General features: G+C 49.0%; 14 protein-coding genes and 2 tRNA genes. 5 read left to right on the top strand and 11 right to left on the bottom strand.

The window, feature by feature from the left end; genetic code table 11:
* Together ACYVEA_RS26515 and ACYVEA_RS26520 are read right to left on the bottom strand one after the other, a co-directional pair.
* On the bottom strand, nt 1-262 hold a 262-nt coding region (locus ACYVEA_RS26515; RefSeq protein ID WP_461116451.1), incomplete at its 3' end, for an alpha/beta hydrolase.
* An 853-nt stretch (nt 263-1,115) separates the two neighbouring features.
* Nucleotides 1,116-2,075: a helix-turn-helix transcriptional regulator gene (locus tag ACYVEA_RS26520; protein ID WP_461116452.1), complete on the bottom strand. Its 960-nt coding sequence runs from the start codon at nt 2,073-2,075 to the stop codon at nt 1,116-1,118.
* A gap of 94 nt (nt 2,076-2,169) precedes the next feature.
* On the opposite strand from ACYVEA_RS26520, the gene ACYVEA_RS26525 reads away from it, so the two are divergent.
* A complete protein-coding gene (locus ACYVEA_RS26525) occupies nt 2,170-3,336 on the top strand; it encodes an FAD-dependent oxidoreductase (protein ID WP_461116453.1) in 1,167 nt (388 codons plus the stop codon).
* Nucleotides 3,337-3,563: 227 nt separating this feature from the next.
* On the opposite strand, the gene ACYVEA_RS26530 is transcribed toward ACYVEA_RS26525, so the two are convergent.
* Complete coding sequence (locus tag ACYVEA_RS26530; RefSeq protein WP_461116454.1) at nt 3,564-4,226, bottom strand: class I SAM-dependent methyltransferase; 663 nt, start codon at nt 4,224-4,226, stop codon at nt 3,564-3,566.
* A 735-nt stretch (nt 4,227-4,961) separates the two neighbouring features.
* Between ACYVEA_RS26530 and ACYVEA_RS26535 the strand changes: the two genes are divergently transcribed.
* A complete protein-coding gene (locus ACYVEA_RS26535; protein ID WP_461116455.1) occupies nt 4,962-5,504 on the top strand; it encodes a hypothetical protein in 543 nt (180 codons plus the stop codon).
* A 443-nt stretch (nt 5,505-5,947) separates the two neighbouring features.
* Here ACYVEA_RS26535 and ACYVEA_RS26540 read toward each other — a convergent pair whose 3' ends face one another.
* The 5 genes from ACYVEA_RS26540 to ACYVEA_RS26560 form a co-directional block, all read right to left on the bottom strand.
* Nucleotides 5,948-6,475 (bottom strand): DUF7452 domain-containing protein, encoded by a 528-nt coding sequence (locus ACYVEA_RS26540; protein ID WP_461116456.1) that lies wholly within the window; start codon nt 6,473-6,475, stop codon nt 5,948-5,950.
* 399 nt (nt 6,476-6,874) lie between these two features.
* Nucleotides 6,875-7,342 (bottom strand): RES family NAD+ phosphorylase, encoded by a 468-nt coding sequence (locus ACYVEA_RS26545; RefSeq protein ID WP_461116457.1) that lies wholly within the window; start codon nt 7,340-7,342, stop codon nt 6,875-6,877.
* 16 nt (nt 7,343-7,358) lie between these two features.
* The gene (locus ACYVEA_RS26550) at nt 7,359-7,775 is read right to left on the bottom strand and encodes an antitoxin Xre/MbcA/ParS toxin-binding domain-containing protein (protein WP_461116458.1); all 417 of its coding nucleotides are present in this window, start codon (nt 7,773-7,775) and stop codon (nt 7,359-7,361) included.
* Between the two features lie 158 nt (nt 7,776-7,933).
* Entirely contained in the window at nt 7,934-8,365 is a 432-nt protein-coding gene (locus tag ACYVEA_RS26555; RefSeq protein ID WP_461116459.1) for a helix-turn-helix domain-containing protein, read from the bottom strand.
* An 870-nt stretch (nt 8,366-9,235) separates the two neighbouring features.
* Nucleotides 9,236-9,317: transfer RNA gene (locus ACYVEA_RS26560), tRNA-Leu, on the bottom strand.
* 151 nt (nt 9,318-9,468) lie between these two features.
* On the opposite strand from ACYVEA_RS26560, the gene ACYVEA_RS26565 reads away from it, so the two are divergent.
* Complete coding sequence (locus ACYVEA_RS26565) at nt 9,469-9,876, top strand: DUF3127 domain-containing protein (RefSeq protein ID WP_461116460.1); 408 nt, start codon at nt 9,469-9,471, stop codon at nt 9,874-9,876.
* 92 nt (nt 9,877-9,968) lie between these two features.
* Here the strand turns inward: ACYVEA_RS26565 and ACYVEA_RS26570 are convergent.
* Nucleotides 9,969-10,041, bottom strand: a tRNA-Lys gene (locus tag ACYVEA_RS26570).
* A 67-nt stretch (nt 10,042-10,108) separates the two neighbouring features.
* Between ACYVEA_RS26570 and ACYVEA_RS26575 the strand changes: the two genes are divergently transcribed.
* A complete protein-coding gene (locus tag ACYVEA_RS26575; protein ID WP_461116461.1) occupies nt 10,109-10,852 on the top strand; it encodes a hypothetical protein in 744 nt (247 codons plus the stop codon).
* A gap of 51 nt (nt 10,853-10,903) precedes the next feature.
* Here ACYVEA_RS26575 and ACYVEA_RS26580 read toward each other — a convergent pair whose 3' ends face one another.
* Together ACYVEA_RS26580 and ACYVEA_RS26585 are read right to left on the bottom strand one after the other, a co-directional pair.
* Nucleotides 10,904-11,716 (bottom strand): SDR family oxidoreductase, encoded by an 813-nt coding sequence (locus ACYVEA_RS26580; protein WP_461116462.1) that lies wholly within the window; start codon nt 11,714-11,716, stop codon nt 10,904-10,906.
* 63 nt (nt 11,717-11,779) lie between these two features.
* Nucleotides 11,780-14,032, bottom strand: coding sequence for a T9SS type B sorting domain-containing protein (locus ACYVEA_RS26585; protein ID WP_461116463.1), 2,253 nt, complete (start codon nt 14,030-14,032; stop codon nt 11,780-11,782).
* Between the two features lie 69 nt (nt 14,033-14,101).
* Between ACYVEA_RS26585 and rlmD the strand changes: the two genes are divergently transcribed.
* Entirely contained in the window at nt 14,102-15,532 is a 1,431-nt protein-coding gene (rlmD, locus tag ACYVEA_RS26590; protein ID WP_461116643.1) for a 23S rRNA (uracil(1939)-C(5))-methyltransferase RlmD, read from the top strand.
* Nucleotides 15,533-15,566: the final 34 nt, after the last annotated feature.

Here is a 15,566-nt window from a genome sequence, read left to right on the forward strand (position 1 = left end):
CATTAAGAGCGAGTAAACATCTGATTTTCGGAATCCTTGAAGCAGCAATAGCGGCAATAGTCGCTCCTTCACTATGCCCGATTACTCCAATTCGTCGGGTATCTATCTCTTTATGACCCTTCAAGAATCTAAAAGCCGCTTGCGCATCTGAAGCCAATTCTGTCGTAGTAGACTCTTCGATTGGCTTTCCTGGTGATCGCCCTTTAGATCGATTATCATACCTTAACACAGCAAATCCCTTTTTGACCAGTTCGGCCGTCAATGCTTAGAAGGGCTTAAGCCCCTCTATCTCCCCATCTCGATTGCTAGAGCCACTACCCAAGACAATAAGTACTGCCGGATGAACGCCCTTTCCTGGAGGCATCGTGAGCGTGCCAGCTAATAGCTGGTTATTGTTGGTAAAACTGACGCTTTGTTGAGTTTGGGCCAAGCAAGGCCCCCCTATACATAGTAGGAAAAGGATCATTCCAAACCGCATGTGTCACCAAGTTCATGTTTGCTGTGGGAAAATAGAGGAAATTAATCAATCACCCTAAACGCCCCCTTTACACAGCATCTATTTGAAGATCACCTAGTCTCAAGTTGGAGCCTTTTTATAAGACAGTTGAATAGGCAACATTTTTGTCAAGTACAACCAACTACTTAGGGACCGAAATCTGTAGCAGTCCGTAAACGTGAGCGTTGGCTTAGTTTGATTTTCTATATACTAACCATCTGTAAAGAAACACCAACATCACGCCAATCTGAAGGGCTGCCTAAAACCAATTCCTATCCAAACTGTAATCAATAAATGTCAGTAAAAACATGAGAGCACCCAGCAACAGAGACCAGTCCTTACGACCTTTCCGTAGCGCGTAGTACATCCCTACGACAACGAGAAGACGAGCAACCAATAATAACGCAATCATACTACAAGTTTTATTGGCTTAGTCGGAGTCGAACGCATAACTGCAAACGTTTGACTCCAACTTAATTCGTCACTCAGTTCGACACACGGTTAAATACTAACGTATTTGGTAGGTAGTAAAATCAGGGTTATTTAAGAATAAATTATTTTTAAACAGATAGCCCTTAAAGGACGAAAGTGCTACTTATAGGCTGTTCGGCCCATCCGCTTACAGTACCGAATATTTCTTTGGCTTCATACCCAGATGTTGCTCAAACACGCGGGAAAAGTGGCTTAAGTTTGTAAAGCCTAGTTGATAACCTACTTCCGAGACGGTTAAGCCGTTTTCATTCAGCAACCGGGCCGCTTCCTGCATGCGGGCCGATTGATAATACGCGAAAACCCCTTTCCCAAACGTTTGCTTGAACAACTTTCGTAGTTTGGGTTCACTCATGCCTGCTTCCCAGGCTAAGGCCGCGATATGGGGTGGTTCGCTTAAATGATTTTGTAGATGGTACTTAACGGCATAAATCGCTTTGATATCCTCTATGTGCATCCGACTCAGGGGAAGGGCTTCGCGTTGCATCAACAAACTAAACGTATAACAGAGCAACTCTTCACATTTCAATTTGTAAAAGTGGCTTTCCAGGCTTTGCGCAACGGGTGAGTGTAGCATATCACTAGCGGCATTGATAATCTGCGAAGAAATGCCGGTTTCCATGATAAATGTATCGCCAGCTTCCAACACACTGGCGACTATGGGATGATCAATTTGGCCAAAAAGCTGACGCAGATACGGCTTGGAAACCGCAATCGTCACACTGCCAAAGGCTGTATCGGAAGGCATTGCCATAATGGATGAAAGGGCATGCTTACAGATCAACACCGTAGCTTGCTCGGTTGATAGCTGTTTTTCGGCCTGCGTAGGCAAGGGAAAAATGCCGCTCAGTTGGAAGACCACCTCATCCTGCCCGTCAATTAACTCATTGGTTCGTTCGATAATAATATCGTCCTTCAGATGATAATAGCGAATCATCATTCGCAGATCACTACCCCAGGAGAAACCCGTAATATAACCTCCTCCCTTGGTTTCGGGGATGTCGATAAAACGCCCCCGGATGGTGGCGCCAATGGCCCGGGCAAATTTCAGCGCAATGCCTGCCCCGTCATCAGTGATTGCTATTTTCATTTATGACTATTAATCTATTGATTAGGGCTATTTTAACCCTAAAGGTAGGGTCAATTTTGTGAGCGTAAAGAATGATTTAAGAAAAACAGAAAGTATGTTAGTAGATACTAAACGAGTAGCTATTATTGGCGGTGGTCCCGGTGGACTCACACTCGCCCGTTTGCTTCAACAAAAAGGAGTAAGCGTAACCGTATATGAACGAGATGCTAATCGCTCGGTCCGGGTACAGGGCGCTACGCTTGACCTGCATTTTGAATCGGGTCTTAAAGCGATTCAAGCCGCCGGGCTGATGGATCAGTTTAAACAAACCTACCGGCCTGGGGCTGACTTAGGCCGCGTGCTGGATAAGCAGGCAAATATCCTCTATGATGAACATGACCGCCCCGAGACGAAAGACTTTGATCAGGAATTGTTCCGGCCCGAGATTGACCGGGCGGATTTGCGGAATCTTTTGATGGATTCGCTGCATGCCGATACGGTGGTCTGGGACGCTCAGTTGGTAAGCTTGTCACCGGTAGGTGAGGGTTGGCAATTAGCGTTTAAAAATGGCACAAGCACCTATGCCGATTTGGTGATCGGAGCCGATGGGGCCAACTCTAAAGTTCGGTCGGCGCTTACCCCGCTGATCCCTTTTTACGCGGGCTCGACCATTTTGCAGGGGAATGTAGACGATGCCGCCGTAACGGCACCGACCCTATATGGGTTGCTGAAAGGAGGAAAGATTTACGTGCATGCGGACGAGAAATACATGCACGTATCAGCGAAAGGCGATGGCAGTATTGATTTTTACGTGAGTCTGAAACTGCCGGAAAACTGGGTCAAACAGAATGGGATCAATTTTTCGGACTCAAGCCAACGGTCGGCCTGGTTTGAGCAGGAGTTTTCGGACTGGAGTCGCATCTGGTTCGAATTATTTGACCATGTAGGCAACCCTTTTCTCATCCGTCCGCAATACTGTGTGCCGTTCGATCAACGCTGGGCGGCTCACTCGAGTATTACGGTGCTGGGCGATGCGGCTCACCTAGCTCCCCCCACCGGTGAAGGGGTAAACCTGGCCATGCTGGATGCGCTGGATTTAAGCGAATGCTTAACCAGCTCCACGTATCTAGATACGCAATCGGCAATTGAAGCATACGAAAAGCGAATGCTGGCTCGTGGTTCCGCCGAGGCCCGCGAAGCGATAGAGACGGTGGCCTGGATGCACAGCCCAACTGCTTCAGAGCAGTTAGTGCAGTTGTTTACGGGAACAGCCGAGGAGTAAGCTCGTCACCAAGTGACTTGTCCTGAGCATTCAATGGTGCTTGCACAATCGGATGATTTCAGGACAAATCATAGCGTAGGGTGCCTCATCAATTGCCCGAATTACGAGTACGCAAATCTCTCTACGTCTCAGTAAGGAGCGTTTTCTTTACTTGACCTCGTAACACATGGACCAGCTGTATAAATTATTGTTGGTGGACCATCTCGTATGAATGGGGGCACTCCCCCTTAATGGCTTATCGAACCAATACCGTATGAGTCAGCTGTTGAGTCCGTCTCATTTTTAACCCAGCCGACCACCGCAAACAGCGGATCACGCCCCCCACCCGGGCTACGATCCAAGACCTTTATGTGGCCGAACAGGCCCGTTTGCTCATAATACCAACGCACCAACTGCTGATGGCCCTGGTCATCGAGCGATTGCCAAATGGCAACGGCCTTGGTCGCAAACAGGCGATTGGAGAACACGGTCAGGAACGGACTGCCGGGCCGCAGCACGCGCGCCATCTCCTGGTAAACCAGCACCGGCTGCGTCAGGTACTGCACCGACACCGTGACCATGCCACCGTCGAAGGTATTGTCGCCGTAGCAGAGCCTGGGTAGTTGGTTCAGGTTCTGTACCACGTACTCGGTGAGTTGTGGGTTGACCTTTAACTCGACCTCATTCATGCCCAGTCCGGCCACTCGTCCGTATGGGATGTTGGTTGGCAGATGGCTTACCCAACTGCTCATTAGATCGAGAATGTTGCCCCCAGTGGGCAAATACTCAGCATATAAGTTGATGGTGGCCCGGAGGGCAGCCTCGTCAATGTGGTTGACCAGGCGCGGCTGCCGGTAAAATTGCCGGTCGTCGGTTTCGTCGTAGCGTTGAAATGGGTTAGTAGCGGTCATAAGAAGCAGGTAACGGATCAGGAGCCTAACCGATCGTTTAGAGGGTATGTTTTGCGGGATCAGGCGCACAACTGGGTACGTTTGCCGTTTTGTACTGAATCCATCACTTGACTTTATGACCACGATTCAACATCTCATTTCGGGGAGCCTTTTTTGAGATAATTATACAGACACAAGGTTTGAGTTTTCTCTGATTGTACTATCTTTTTCCAGACGATGTTTCTTAGCTTTTCTGTCCCGGGAACCGCGTCCAGTAAAAAATAGCAAGTCAAATTGGTCGTACGTTTGTAAAATGCGAATACCTACCCGAGATTAGTTAGAGCCAAAAAGGTGGCTAATTGGGTCAAATAACCAGCATCAGTACAATAGGGATTGTCAAAAAAATAAGCGCGAGCAGCACAAAAATGAATTGCGTCAAACGACCGTAACGGACATAGCGACTATTACCGGCCAGTAAATTCATTAGCTCGTTAATCCAATGGGTCAGCATAGGCTTTGAGACACGCTACTCAATAAACTAGACTCCCCATATTCCATTGGTCACCGATATCATCGTTATCAAATTGTTATCCTGCTGCTTTTTCGTTTGCGCCTGATTTTCCGTTTGTGCCTGAATTACTGATTTTTATCCTCCAACATCCAAATGTTTGGTAAAAATTATTGGTGTGGATGGGCTAGACCAATTTAAATATTCCCTGAATTAGCGAAATTGAGCCGACCGATCATCCCATAAATATGCAGAGCGTAAAACTAAACGCACAGGAAACAGCATGGGCCAAACGCTTAGGCAATTTCGAGGTTAGCCTCGATGAAGATTTTGAAGAGCGGATGGGGATGCTTGAATGCAGCGAAATGCTGGCCGAATCCTTACTCGAAAGAGGGGCGATTCCTGAAGTGCGGTTGAAGTATTTTACTGAGCTAGCCTACCATTTGAGCGATCCCAGAACCTCGAGATTGGAGCGATTTGAGCTAAGGGGCATCAGTGGCCCCGCGATTTTTGGCGAAGGGACAGCCCTGAAATACCTAAAATACTTCACCTATGGAGCCGATTTGCCAGAAGCATTTATCAATGAGCTGGTGGCCTTAAAAAATGATCACTACTATAATGATGATTTTGTCGAGGCTATAGTACCTGTCGTAAAAAAATATTTCACCACGGTTGGGAGCCGTGATCGTTCTTCCTTCCTGGAAGAGATATTTAAACTGTGTCTTGATCTTGGATTAGAATTGATCTTGGCCAAACAGCTTCGAAACCGAGTGATGGCTTGGCGAGTGTAGCGTTTAAAAAGCGATTTTGCGAGACTTTTATTTTTTACCATCTGTCAAACTCAGGAAGTTGCATACAATTTTTCCTTTATTCATTACGCAGTGATTTAAGCGCGTTGACCAAAGCAGCGTTACTAGTTTGTGTGCTGACTCTCCACAAAGCAATTAAACGAACCGTAATCGACCAGTCAAACAGCCACCACTCCATAGGGATTCGGTATACCAAGTCTGCCAACCAACCATTGCCTCACCGCATCCAGGCGAGAGCCATGCTAATAAAGCTGGCCAACAGGACCAATTTTTAAAAATCGCCTAAGCGTGCTAACACATCATCCCTTAGGATCGTATAGGTTTGAGTGTTTGATTAAAGTTGAGGTGGTCGATCCACCATCGGGCCTGGCTTCTAGCCAAAATCGGGCGATTACTGGATGGAAGCGGCTACCCGGGTCAGTGAATCAAATTTTTATAACCAGTACATTAAACGACGTATTGACAATCGCAGATAAATCTTCATTGTAAATAGTCCAGCCAGATCCAGTCCAATACACGCCCACGGCTTTGTTTAGATACGCACTAGCAGCACTAGGAGGATTATAGTTGTGGGTCACCAGTATGATATCGTTTTGAGAAGGCGATGCGTACGATAGGGTGGTAATATAGCTAGTCGTATTGGAAGCCCTGGCCGTTTGAATAAAGGCGATGGACTGACCCAGGGCATTGGTTGGTTTAGGCGCTAGTTGTACCCAGGCAGCTCCGGTGTAGTAATAGAACCCAGCGGTTCCACCGGTCTGATAGACCAGTAAACCCTCAACGGGTGCTGTTACGGCGGTGGTGCTGGTTACCCTAGGAGTCAGTAACCCTTTATTGGTAGAGACCACATCAAGCTGCGCCGATGGAGCGGGGGTGGCCGTGCCAATACCTACCTGCGCACAGGCAGGTAAGGTAAGCAGAAGCAGGGTAGCGGTAAGTATATGGATTTTCATATCTAAACCGATTAGGCGGCTAAGCTGCAATAGTACCGTAAAGAACCGGCTGAGCGGAGGTATTATTATTTATCGGCGCATAAGCCTGGCCTAACAGACTTTTACAGGTTTGGCAATTGCGAATTTTCTCTATGTGGGTTGTCGTTCCTAGCCCGACAGCTGTGAATCAGTATGAAAAACAGGCTTAGTAGGCCAATCTCCCGAATAGCGATGGAAATCATACCCCTTTGTAAGTATGTCCCTAATCTAGCTGTCACTAACGACAACGGATCTCAGGAAGGAGCATTTTTAAGAGAATGAATCTTTTGAAATATCAGACTAATCCTTGATTTCTATTAATGCTAATCCGTATTATACGGTTATTCAAAATACCAGTTAGCAACAGGAAGATTTTACTGGTTACCCCATCCGCCATAAGCGACGGTCAACGGGCTGAATCTCCTGACTGACCACCTTAATCTGCGTAAAACTTGGATGTTTGGGGTGCAGAATGATGTTGTACGAAAGCGGTACTAAGACCGAAGGAAGGGCAACGCCTAACTGGTCTGGTGTACCTAACCAGTCCTGTAACCAACTCTGGGTGCGCTCGTAGGTTTCATCCTGCCAATAAGCAGGTAGCTCCTGCCGTTGGTAATAGCGAATTTCATCCGGAATCTCCAGGGTGAACACCCAATAGGTGGGCAACTCCTCGTAGCGCACGCCGGGAGCATGAGCTAAGGTTTCTACCAAGCCTAATTCCGGCGTCGAAGTGGCGTATAACACGCCGATTCCTTTAGGATTCCAACGGCCACCAAACAGCCGACTTCCTTCGATGGATAAGGGCTCATGGCGGTACTTATCCCGGATAATGCGATAAACTTTAATCATCTGGTGAGCAACGTAGCTAGGCTGGCAACCCGTAGTCTAAGCGCCCCAGCACATCATCGACTAATCCGAAGCCAGTGACCGTATCCAGCAGTTGTAGCGGAGCCTGGTTAGCTAGTTCCCGGATTGGTGTTCGCATCCACTGCAATACCGTTGTGTGTCGTCCCTCAAAAGTGTCCAAGGCGTGTAGCAATAAGTTCCTCAAGAGTAAGAGCCGCTCGGAGGCATCGACCCCAAAGCGTTGATCCTGCTTCAAGCGGTGTAGGTTACGGGGTGTCATGTTGAGGGCGAAGGCCATCTCTTTATCGGTCAGGCCCACCAGAGCCGCAATTTCGTCAACCTGAGCGCGTAGTACGCCCTGGCGTGAGGAACTGACTAAGCCGAAAGGCGACTGTCGGTCGGTTAAGGCTGTAGAGGAAGCAATAGGTAAGGCCATGGCTGATAAGGTGAAGTATGTCACAAAGATAAGCGAAAAGTGTCACTCTATCAATCGGCCCACCAACATAAATGAGAGTTATACTTGCTGAGCCAACTCTTCCAGCACCGCCAACCGCGCCAGCCGATCCTGGTACAAGTCAGCCGAAGGCTGTGCTTTCACTCGCTTGCGAATACGTTTGTATCGTCCACCAGCCCTTTTAAAAAGCGCCGGAAGGCGTCGCGGCCAATAGGCTTGCCCTGGCAGGCTTCCCATTCGGCTTTCGCGGTTAGTAAGCGCTGTCGATTGGCTTTGATCAACTCCAGGGCGCTATCCTGCTCAGCTTGGCTAAAGATGATCGTCTTACGTCCCCGTCCAGGCTTGGTTACCAAACCCTCAATGCCCTCAGCCTTGTAGCGGTTAAGCCAATTGTTGACGCTCATTTCGCCCATCTTGACGATACCAGCCACTTCTTTGGAAGGGCGACCTTCGGCCTTTAAGAGTACCAGTTGGCAGCGCATTCGCAACGCATGGCTTTTGGCTGAGCGAAACCGCTGTTCCAACTCAGTTTTGTTGACTTCAGTCAGTGCTGGTGTATTCACTCGTCCCATAGAACGAAGTTACAATAATCTAAACTAATTTCCAGTAAGTACTTATAATAACATAGATACAGTCTAAAAATAGCCAAAACTGATCGTCTCGATTTTGCTTAAAATAATCGGCAATTTGGGCGATCTGATCAGGACGAAAGGATATACGATGACCTGAGGTAACTTTTTTCTTGCCTACTTCAGCTTCTAAAACCGGGAAAACTAAGATGACTTTGCATTCCGGAAGAACTCAAAATAAGAGACTAGCCAACCGCGCTGCTGATTGAAATTCCGATTTTCTATTTTACGCTCACGGCTCAGATAGTCCGTGTAATTATAAACTTGGGGCGAAAAGCCGAAGCTTCATTATCGTCAGCTTCTTATCCTTAAACTAATTTTGAAAGGCATTGCCGCATGTTTTGTACGTTCGCCTGGAGCCTTTCGATAAAGAACGGCTAACGGTATCAAGATAGTAATCAATGGCTTCACTACACGTTATCTCTTTTTTTAGATCGATCGGTGATGTAGACGGTTCTGGCTGGCCAAGCGGATCGATGTAGGCGCTATCTTTTAATTCCTTCGTTAGGATAGCTATTACGTTGTCAGTATCTCGCTTTCTGGCCTCAATGGCCGGGCCACTGATTACGACACGTTTACGAACCAGTTTCTCTCGTTGCTCCAATTAAATACTATAATCGACAACCCACTGTTTTGTCAAATCATTATCCGCTGGCTTAGATAAAAATGGCTCTTTGTAGGGGTAGGGTTTGGGTGTTTTAGAGCGATTCAACCCATGCTTACTCATCAGAAGTCGCTGCCATATAGTTGCCATTACAGCGGCACGAAAACAAAAAAACGTCTAAATTGGCCCAATTTAGACGTTTTTAAGGGTGACCATGGGGAGATTCGAACTCCCAAGCCTTGCAGCACCACCCCCTCAAGATGGCGTGTCTACCAATTTCACCACATGGCCAATTTGTAATAGCGGGTGCAAAGATAGGAATCCTACCATATTTGTCCAAACCAAGCCGGGAAAGTTTTGCTTTTTTACGCTGAAATACCCCAAAAATGGACAGAATTTCGTACATTTATCCTTCTAAATCACGTTTAAAAGTCCAAGCAGTATGGCACTGGAATTAGTCGGAAAACTCATAAAAGTTCTACCCGAAGTATCGGGACAAAGCCAAAAAGGTCCCTGGAGTAAGCAGGAGTTTGTTCTTGAAACACTCGATGCTTCATATCCTAAAAAAGTATGTCTGACCGCCTGGGGCGACAAAGTAGCTGATCTGAAACAGTTTGCAGATGGTGATACACTTAAAGCTACGTTCAGTGCTGAGTCGCGTGAATACAACGAACGCTGGTATACCGAACTTCGCGCTTTCCGTATTGAATTAGCCGAAGGTGACGGTGGTTCTGCCCCCGCTCCCCGGTCTGCCCCCGCACAACAGGCTCGTCCGGCTCAACAAAGCCAGCCGGTTGCTGCATCGTTTAACTCCGCCTTCGACGAAGAAAGTAACGACTTGCCGTTTTAAATAAAAGAAACGGGAAGAGGGGGAAGAAAAGAGCAAGTGGGTTTATCCATTCTCCTTTTCTTCCCCCTCTTCCCGTTTCTTTTATACTTAAGTGATCCGGCTGGGATTCGAACCCAGGACCCATACATTAAAAGTGTATTGCTCTACCAGCTGAGCTACCAGATCCTCTAAACAGTTTTCCCTATCTGAACAGGGGGCATTTAGGGGGTGTTCTTATTTGTGGTGCAAAACTATGGCCTTATTTCATTCGTTGCAAGCCATTCGTCTCAAAAAAAGCCTATTTTTTTGTTTTCTGTCGCTCAACGCGCTGGGCCAGATCGTGTCAACCGACTCTCTTCGGCGGGCCGATTCGTTGTTTGCTGCTGGCGATCAGGTAAATGCAACGCGCCTGTATGAAATGGCCCTGGCCGAGGGACATACCGCCACTGATCCGATGTTATTGAAATTAGCCAGTGCCTACGAACGGCAAAGCGATGTGGCACGGTTGCTCTACTACCTGGATGTTTATTTCGAGCGCCATCCCGACGATGCCGTGCTACGTCGAATGAATGACATTGCCCGTGCCAACAATCTCAGTGGGTATGAAACGGATGATCTCAATTACTTCTACCTTTTCTATCGTAAATACGGCATCTATTTCCTGATTTTTCTGCTGATTCCGGCCCTGTATGTGTTCAGCGTACTGCTGATCAAGCGGCTTCGAAAGGAGGAAGTGCCGGGACGGCAGAAGTGGATCGTATTTGTGTATTTGTTTCTATTACTAGTTTTTACGAATCTGCCCGAAGGGGTACAGTCAGGTATTACGAGCCATGATCGCGTGTTGCTACGTACCGATCCATCGGCCGCTGCGCCCGTAGTCGATGTTATTGGACGAGGGCATAAGGTCAATATTCTGGGTACCAAAGACATCTACCTCCGTGTGCTCTGGCACAACGAACTTTACTTCATCCGGCGGGATAATGTGTGGATTATTTAGTCGTCAGTGATCAGTCAATAGTCGTTAGTAACTGACGTTGACGACTAACAACTATCGACTCTTCAGTGGTGAATCTTTTTCTTTGGCTAACGTATTGTAAACCAGTTTATCCATGAGGCCCGGTAGCCATTTGTTGAGAAAGACAGTAAATTTCCCCTGACCGGTTAGGATGAGTTCGCGCCTGCGACTTTTCACCGCTTTTAGAATGTGGTCGGCGCATTTTTCGGCACTCATCATTGAAGATTCATCGCGCATGGTTTCGCCTTTTGCCTGGCCATGTGCATCGAGTGCCGAAACGCGGATATTGGAGGCCGTGAACCCCGGACAGGCTGTCAATACGTGAACACCCGTGTGCAGCAACTCCGTCCGCACGGCTTCCAGGAAACCGTTCATCGCGAATTTAGAGGCTGAATAGCCGCTTCGAACGGGTAAGCCCCGGTAGCCCGCAATGGACGAAATACCAACAATCGATCCTTTCGCCTGCTGAATGTAGGGCAGAGCGTAACGTGTTGCATAAACCGTTCCCATGAAGTTAATGTCCATCACTTTCTGGATGACAGCTGGATCGGTGTCGACCAGCATGGAGCGCATGGAAATGCCGGCATTATTAATCAGGATGTCGAGTCGGCCAAAGTGAGCAATGGTCTGGTCGATAAGTAGTTTGACGTCCTGCTCAACGCTGACATCGGCCGTCAGGGAGAGGACATTAATACCAGCCTGACGTAGTTCGTCACTGACAGTTTGAAGTGCTTCAGCTTTGCGGGCACAGATAACAATGCTGGCTCCCTCGCGCCCGAACGAAAAAGCCAATGCCCGGCCAATGCCCGACGAAGCACCGGTAATAAGTACTATTTTATCTTTCATAATGGAGCCACAAAGATAGGAAAGAAGGCGTGCTACGCCTTACGTCCTCCACGCCTTATATTATCACCTCATTATCGTTACCGGTCCTTTAAACGTTCGACTGGTGGTTAAAATGAGGTAATAGTAGGTGCCTGCGGGTGAGTTGTTGCCATACCAGCGGAAATTCGGGTCGGTTGATTTGTAGATCGGCTGGCCCCATCGGTTCGTAATCTCCACCGATTTAAACTGTTCTGCGCATGAATTTTCGGGCATGTCTTTCACCGCGAAATAATCATTCAGGCCGTCTCCGTTGGGCGTAAACACATTCGGTACCTTAATTTCGTTGTTTACCTCCGGGTTTTTAACGTGGAAAGTAACGGTGGTTGTGTCGGTATGTTTGGGCTGGCAGGAGCGGTCATCCACCACGAAATCGACAACGAACGTAGCGTCGGTTCGTCCGGCCATCAACTCGCAGGTTGGCTTCCAGTTAAACAACGACGCAAGGGTTGGCAAACCCGTTTTGCTGTTGAATTCCATCCCGGCCGCCTTTACATCGAAACCGCGCCCGACCCCCGTCAAGCGAAGCGTATCTCGGTCGGGGTCATTGCCCAGCACATCGAACGTAGTATGACCCGTCGAGTCGCTGGGGCTAACGGTCAACTCGACTACTGGCTGAGCCAGGGTTGTTTTAATCGTGGGTGGTTGACTGGGTATGCCGATAGCCGCCAGATTGACCGTAACCGTATCACGCAGATTGCGGTTGCAGCGGGTGTCGGTTACAATAAAATCAACTAAATAGGACGTTCGTGTAGCCTGCGTGCACGTGGGTTTCCAGACGAACGGCCCGGATACTTTCCCTACGCCCGCACCCGACGTAAAACTCATGCCTGCCTGCGCAAGTGCAAAGCCGCGCCCAACGGCCTGGATCGTTACATTATCGTTGTCCATATCGGTGCCAAAGGCGTTGAACGTCAACGATGATCCTACTGTCACTTTCGCCAGATTATTAAGTAAGTCGGTGCTGGCTTTGGGTTTGTTGTTGGCCGAAGGGATGATATTTAACTGGATGCTGAGCGTATCGGTAAGCCCCTGCGGACAACCATCGTCTGTAGCCCGAATCATCAGGGTGAAGGGTTTACCATCGCCAACGCATCGACCGAAACAGAAGCTGGCTTGCAGCGTATCGTGGCTGGTACGCGTCTGCAAATCGCCGGGCGCGATGGTCAGGCCGGGTATGGAGCCACTCATATTCGTGATGGTAATACGTTGGTTAGGGTTAATATCCGTTACGTATAGACTCAGGCAGTTTGTATCTTTCTCGGCAATGGTCACTACGTTTCCTTCTTTATAAAACGAATTCTGACCTGCCGGACGAAAGAGGAGCTGGGGAGCATTGTTGTTTTGGCAATCCGTAACCAGTACCTGATAGTCGCGCCGAACGAGGCCAATCAATTTTTTATTTCGATACTCGCCCACTTCCACCGAAAACACAAACAGACCGGCCCGATCGGGCGTCACCGTAAGCAATCCTGTCGCAGCATTTACTCGCAACGGAACCCTTCCCGGAATTTCGTTGGCGACGGAAATGCCATTGATCCACCGAACAGGTGGATAAGGCCCTGATGCAAACGAGGGCGGTACTGGCCGATTGAGCGCGCCCGGATTCGGAACGGCCATTGAACTGTAGCCATTATAAGGCGTTACCAGCGTATAGGTCAGGCTATCCCCGTCGGCGTCCTTTGCACTGAAATCAAGGGTAAATGGCTGACCAATACAGGCATAATCGCCTTTGGGGATGGCGAATACCGGCGAGGAATTGTTAACCCGCGTCTGGCCGTTAGCGATGGCCGGAAATTCGAGATAGAACGTTGAACCGGCTGATCCGGGGTTGTTGATGTTCGCGATTGCCCCATTTCGGCAGCATCGTTCCCACGACATATAATAACCACCCGCATCGTTGAATACGTTCGGATCGAGCGTCAGGTCAACACTGTGTCGGATCAGCCGCGTTCGCAGCGTTGGATTGGCGCAGGCCGGTCGTGTATAGGATACGTATTCGCTGCTGAGTCGATTTAAGGGTATGTAGCCGATAAACTGATTGGTGCGCTTGGCAAAAATACCAACGGTTACGAGGCCGTCGTCGGCACCAGCGTCACCATTGTAATCGTCGAAGTAGAGATTAAGGTTGATTCGGTGCGTATAGGCACTCTGGGTGCCCAGGTAACGAAGTTCAAGCTCACCCCCTACAATGTGAGTCGCCTGGGACAAGTGGCTAATAACCAGCAGAAAACTGGTCAAAATAAAGGAAAGCCAGGATGTACGGTACAAGTTTAACATACACAGAAACGGTTCGGTATTGAGCCCGTCCGAAAACGGATGCTTAAATTAGCAGTTTTTCAGGACTATATGCGTAGGAAGATTCATAAAACACCCGAACGGTTGGCAGGCGTCCGAATCGATGCGGTGGCCGCCGAGGGGAAGTGCATTGTGCGTACCGAAGAGGGCGTTATTTTCGTTGAAAACCCTACGGGTGGACCAGGGGTCGCGCCCGGCGACGTAGTGGATCTGCGCATTACGAATACCAAAAAGCAATACCGAGAAGCCGTTGCCGAACGTGTTCATGAGTGGTCGCCGGTGCGGGCTGAGCCTTTCTGCGAGCACTTTGGCACCTGCGGAGGCTGCAAATGGCAGCATATTCAGTATGCCGAGCAACTGGGTTTTAAACACCAGCAGGTGGTCGATCACCTGACGCGTATCGGTAAAGTCGCGTTGCCGACGATTCTGCCGATTCTGGCCGCGCACCCAACGCAGTATTACCGGAATAAGCTGGAATTTACCTGCGCCGAAGGCCGCTGGAAAACGGCGTCGGAAGTGAGTTCGGATCAATTGATCGACCCGAGAGCCGTGGGTTTTCATGTGCCGGGCCGTTTCGATAAGGTGCTTCCCATCCATCATTGTTACCTCCAGCCCGATCCGTCCAACGCGATTCGGCTGGCCGTTGACGCGTATGTTTTTCAGCATGACATGACGTTGTATAACCTGAAAGTGCACACGGGTTATCTACGGACGCTCATTATCCGCACTGCTGACACTACGCAGCAGGTTATGGTTACGTTGCAGGTCGCGCAGGACAAACCCGACCTGCTCAATGGGCTGATGACCCACTTACACGCTACGTTCCCGCAGATCACGTCGCTGAATTACATCATTAATACCAAGAAAAACGATAGCTATCAGGATCAGGAGGTCATAAATTGGGCGGGTAAACCGTACATCGAAGAACGCATGGAGGAGCTTACGTTCCGTATCGGGCCTAAATCCTTTTACCAGACCAACGCCCAGCAGGCATTTAATCTCTACAAGGTTGCCCGCGAATGGGCCGGACTAACGGGTCGCGAACGGGTCTATGATCTCTATACCGGCACGGGCACCATTGCGTTGTTTGTCGCTCGACAGGCGCAGCACGTAGTGGGGGTGGAGTACGTCGAAGCGTCGGTGGCAGACGCCCGTGTCAATGCCGAGGTCAACGGCATCACGAATACGACCTTTGTGGCGGGCGATATGAAAGACATACTGACCGATGGGTTTTTCGATCAACACGGCCGCCCGGAGGTGATCATTACCGATCCACCCCGCGCCGGTATGGACGAAGCCGTAACGCGTCAGCTGCTCAGCGCGGCCCCCGAACGTATCGTGTATGTAAGTTGCAATACGGCCACGCAGGCCCGTGATCTGGGTATTTTAGACGAAGGCTATTCTGTGACGAATGTGCAGCCAGTAGACATGTTTCCGCATACGCATCATGTCGAGAATGTGGTGTTACTGACGAAACGATAGTATTGATTCTGGCGCGGGTCGATACGGCGATCCG

Source organism: Spirosoma jeollabukense, from assembly GCF_054777855.1.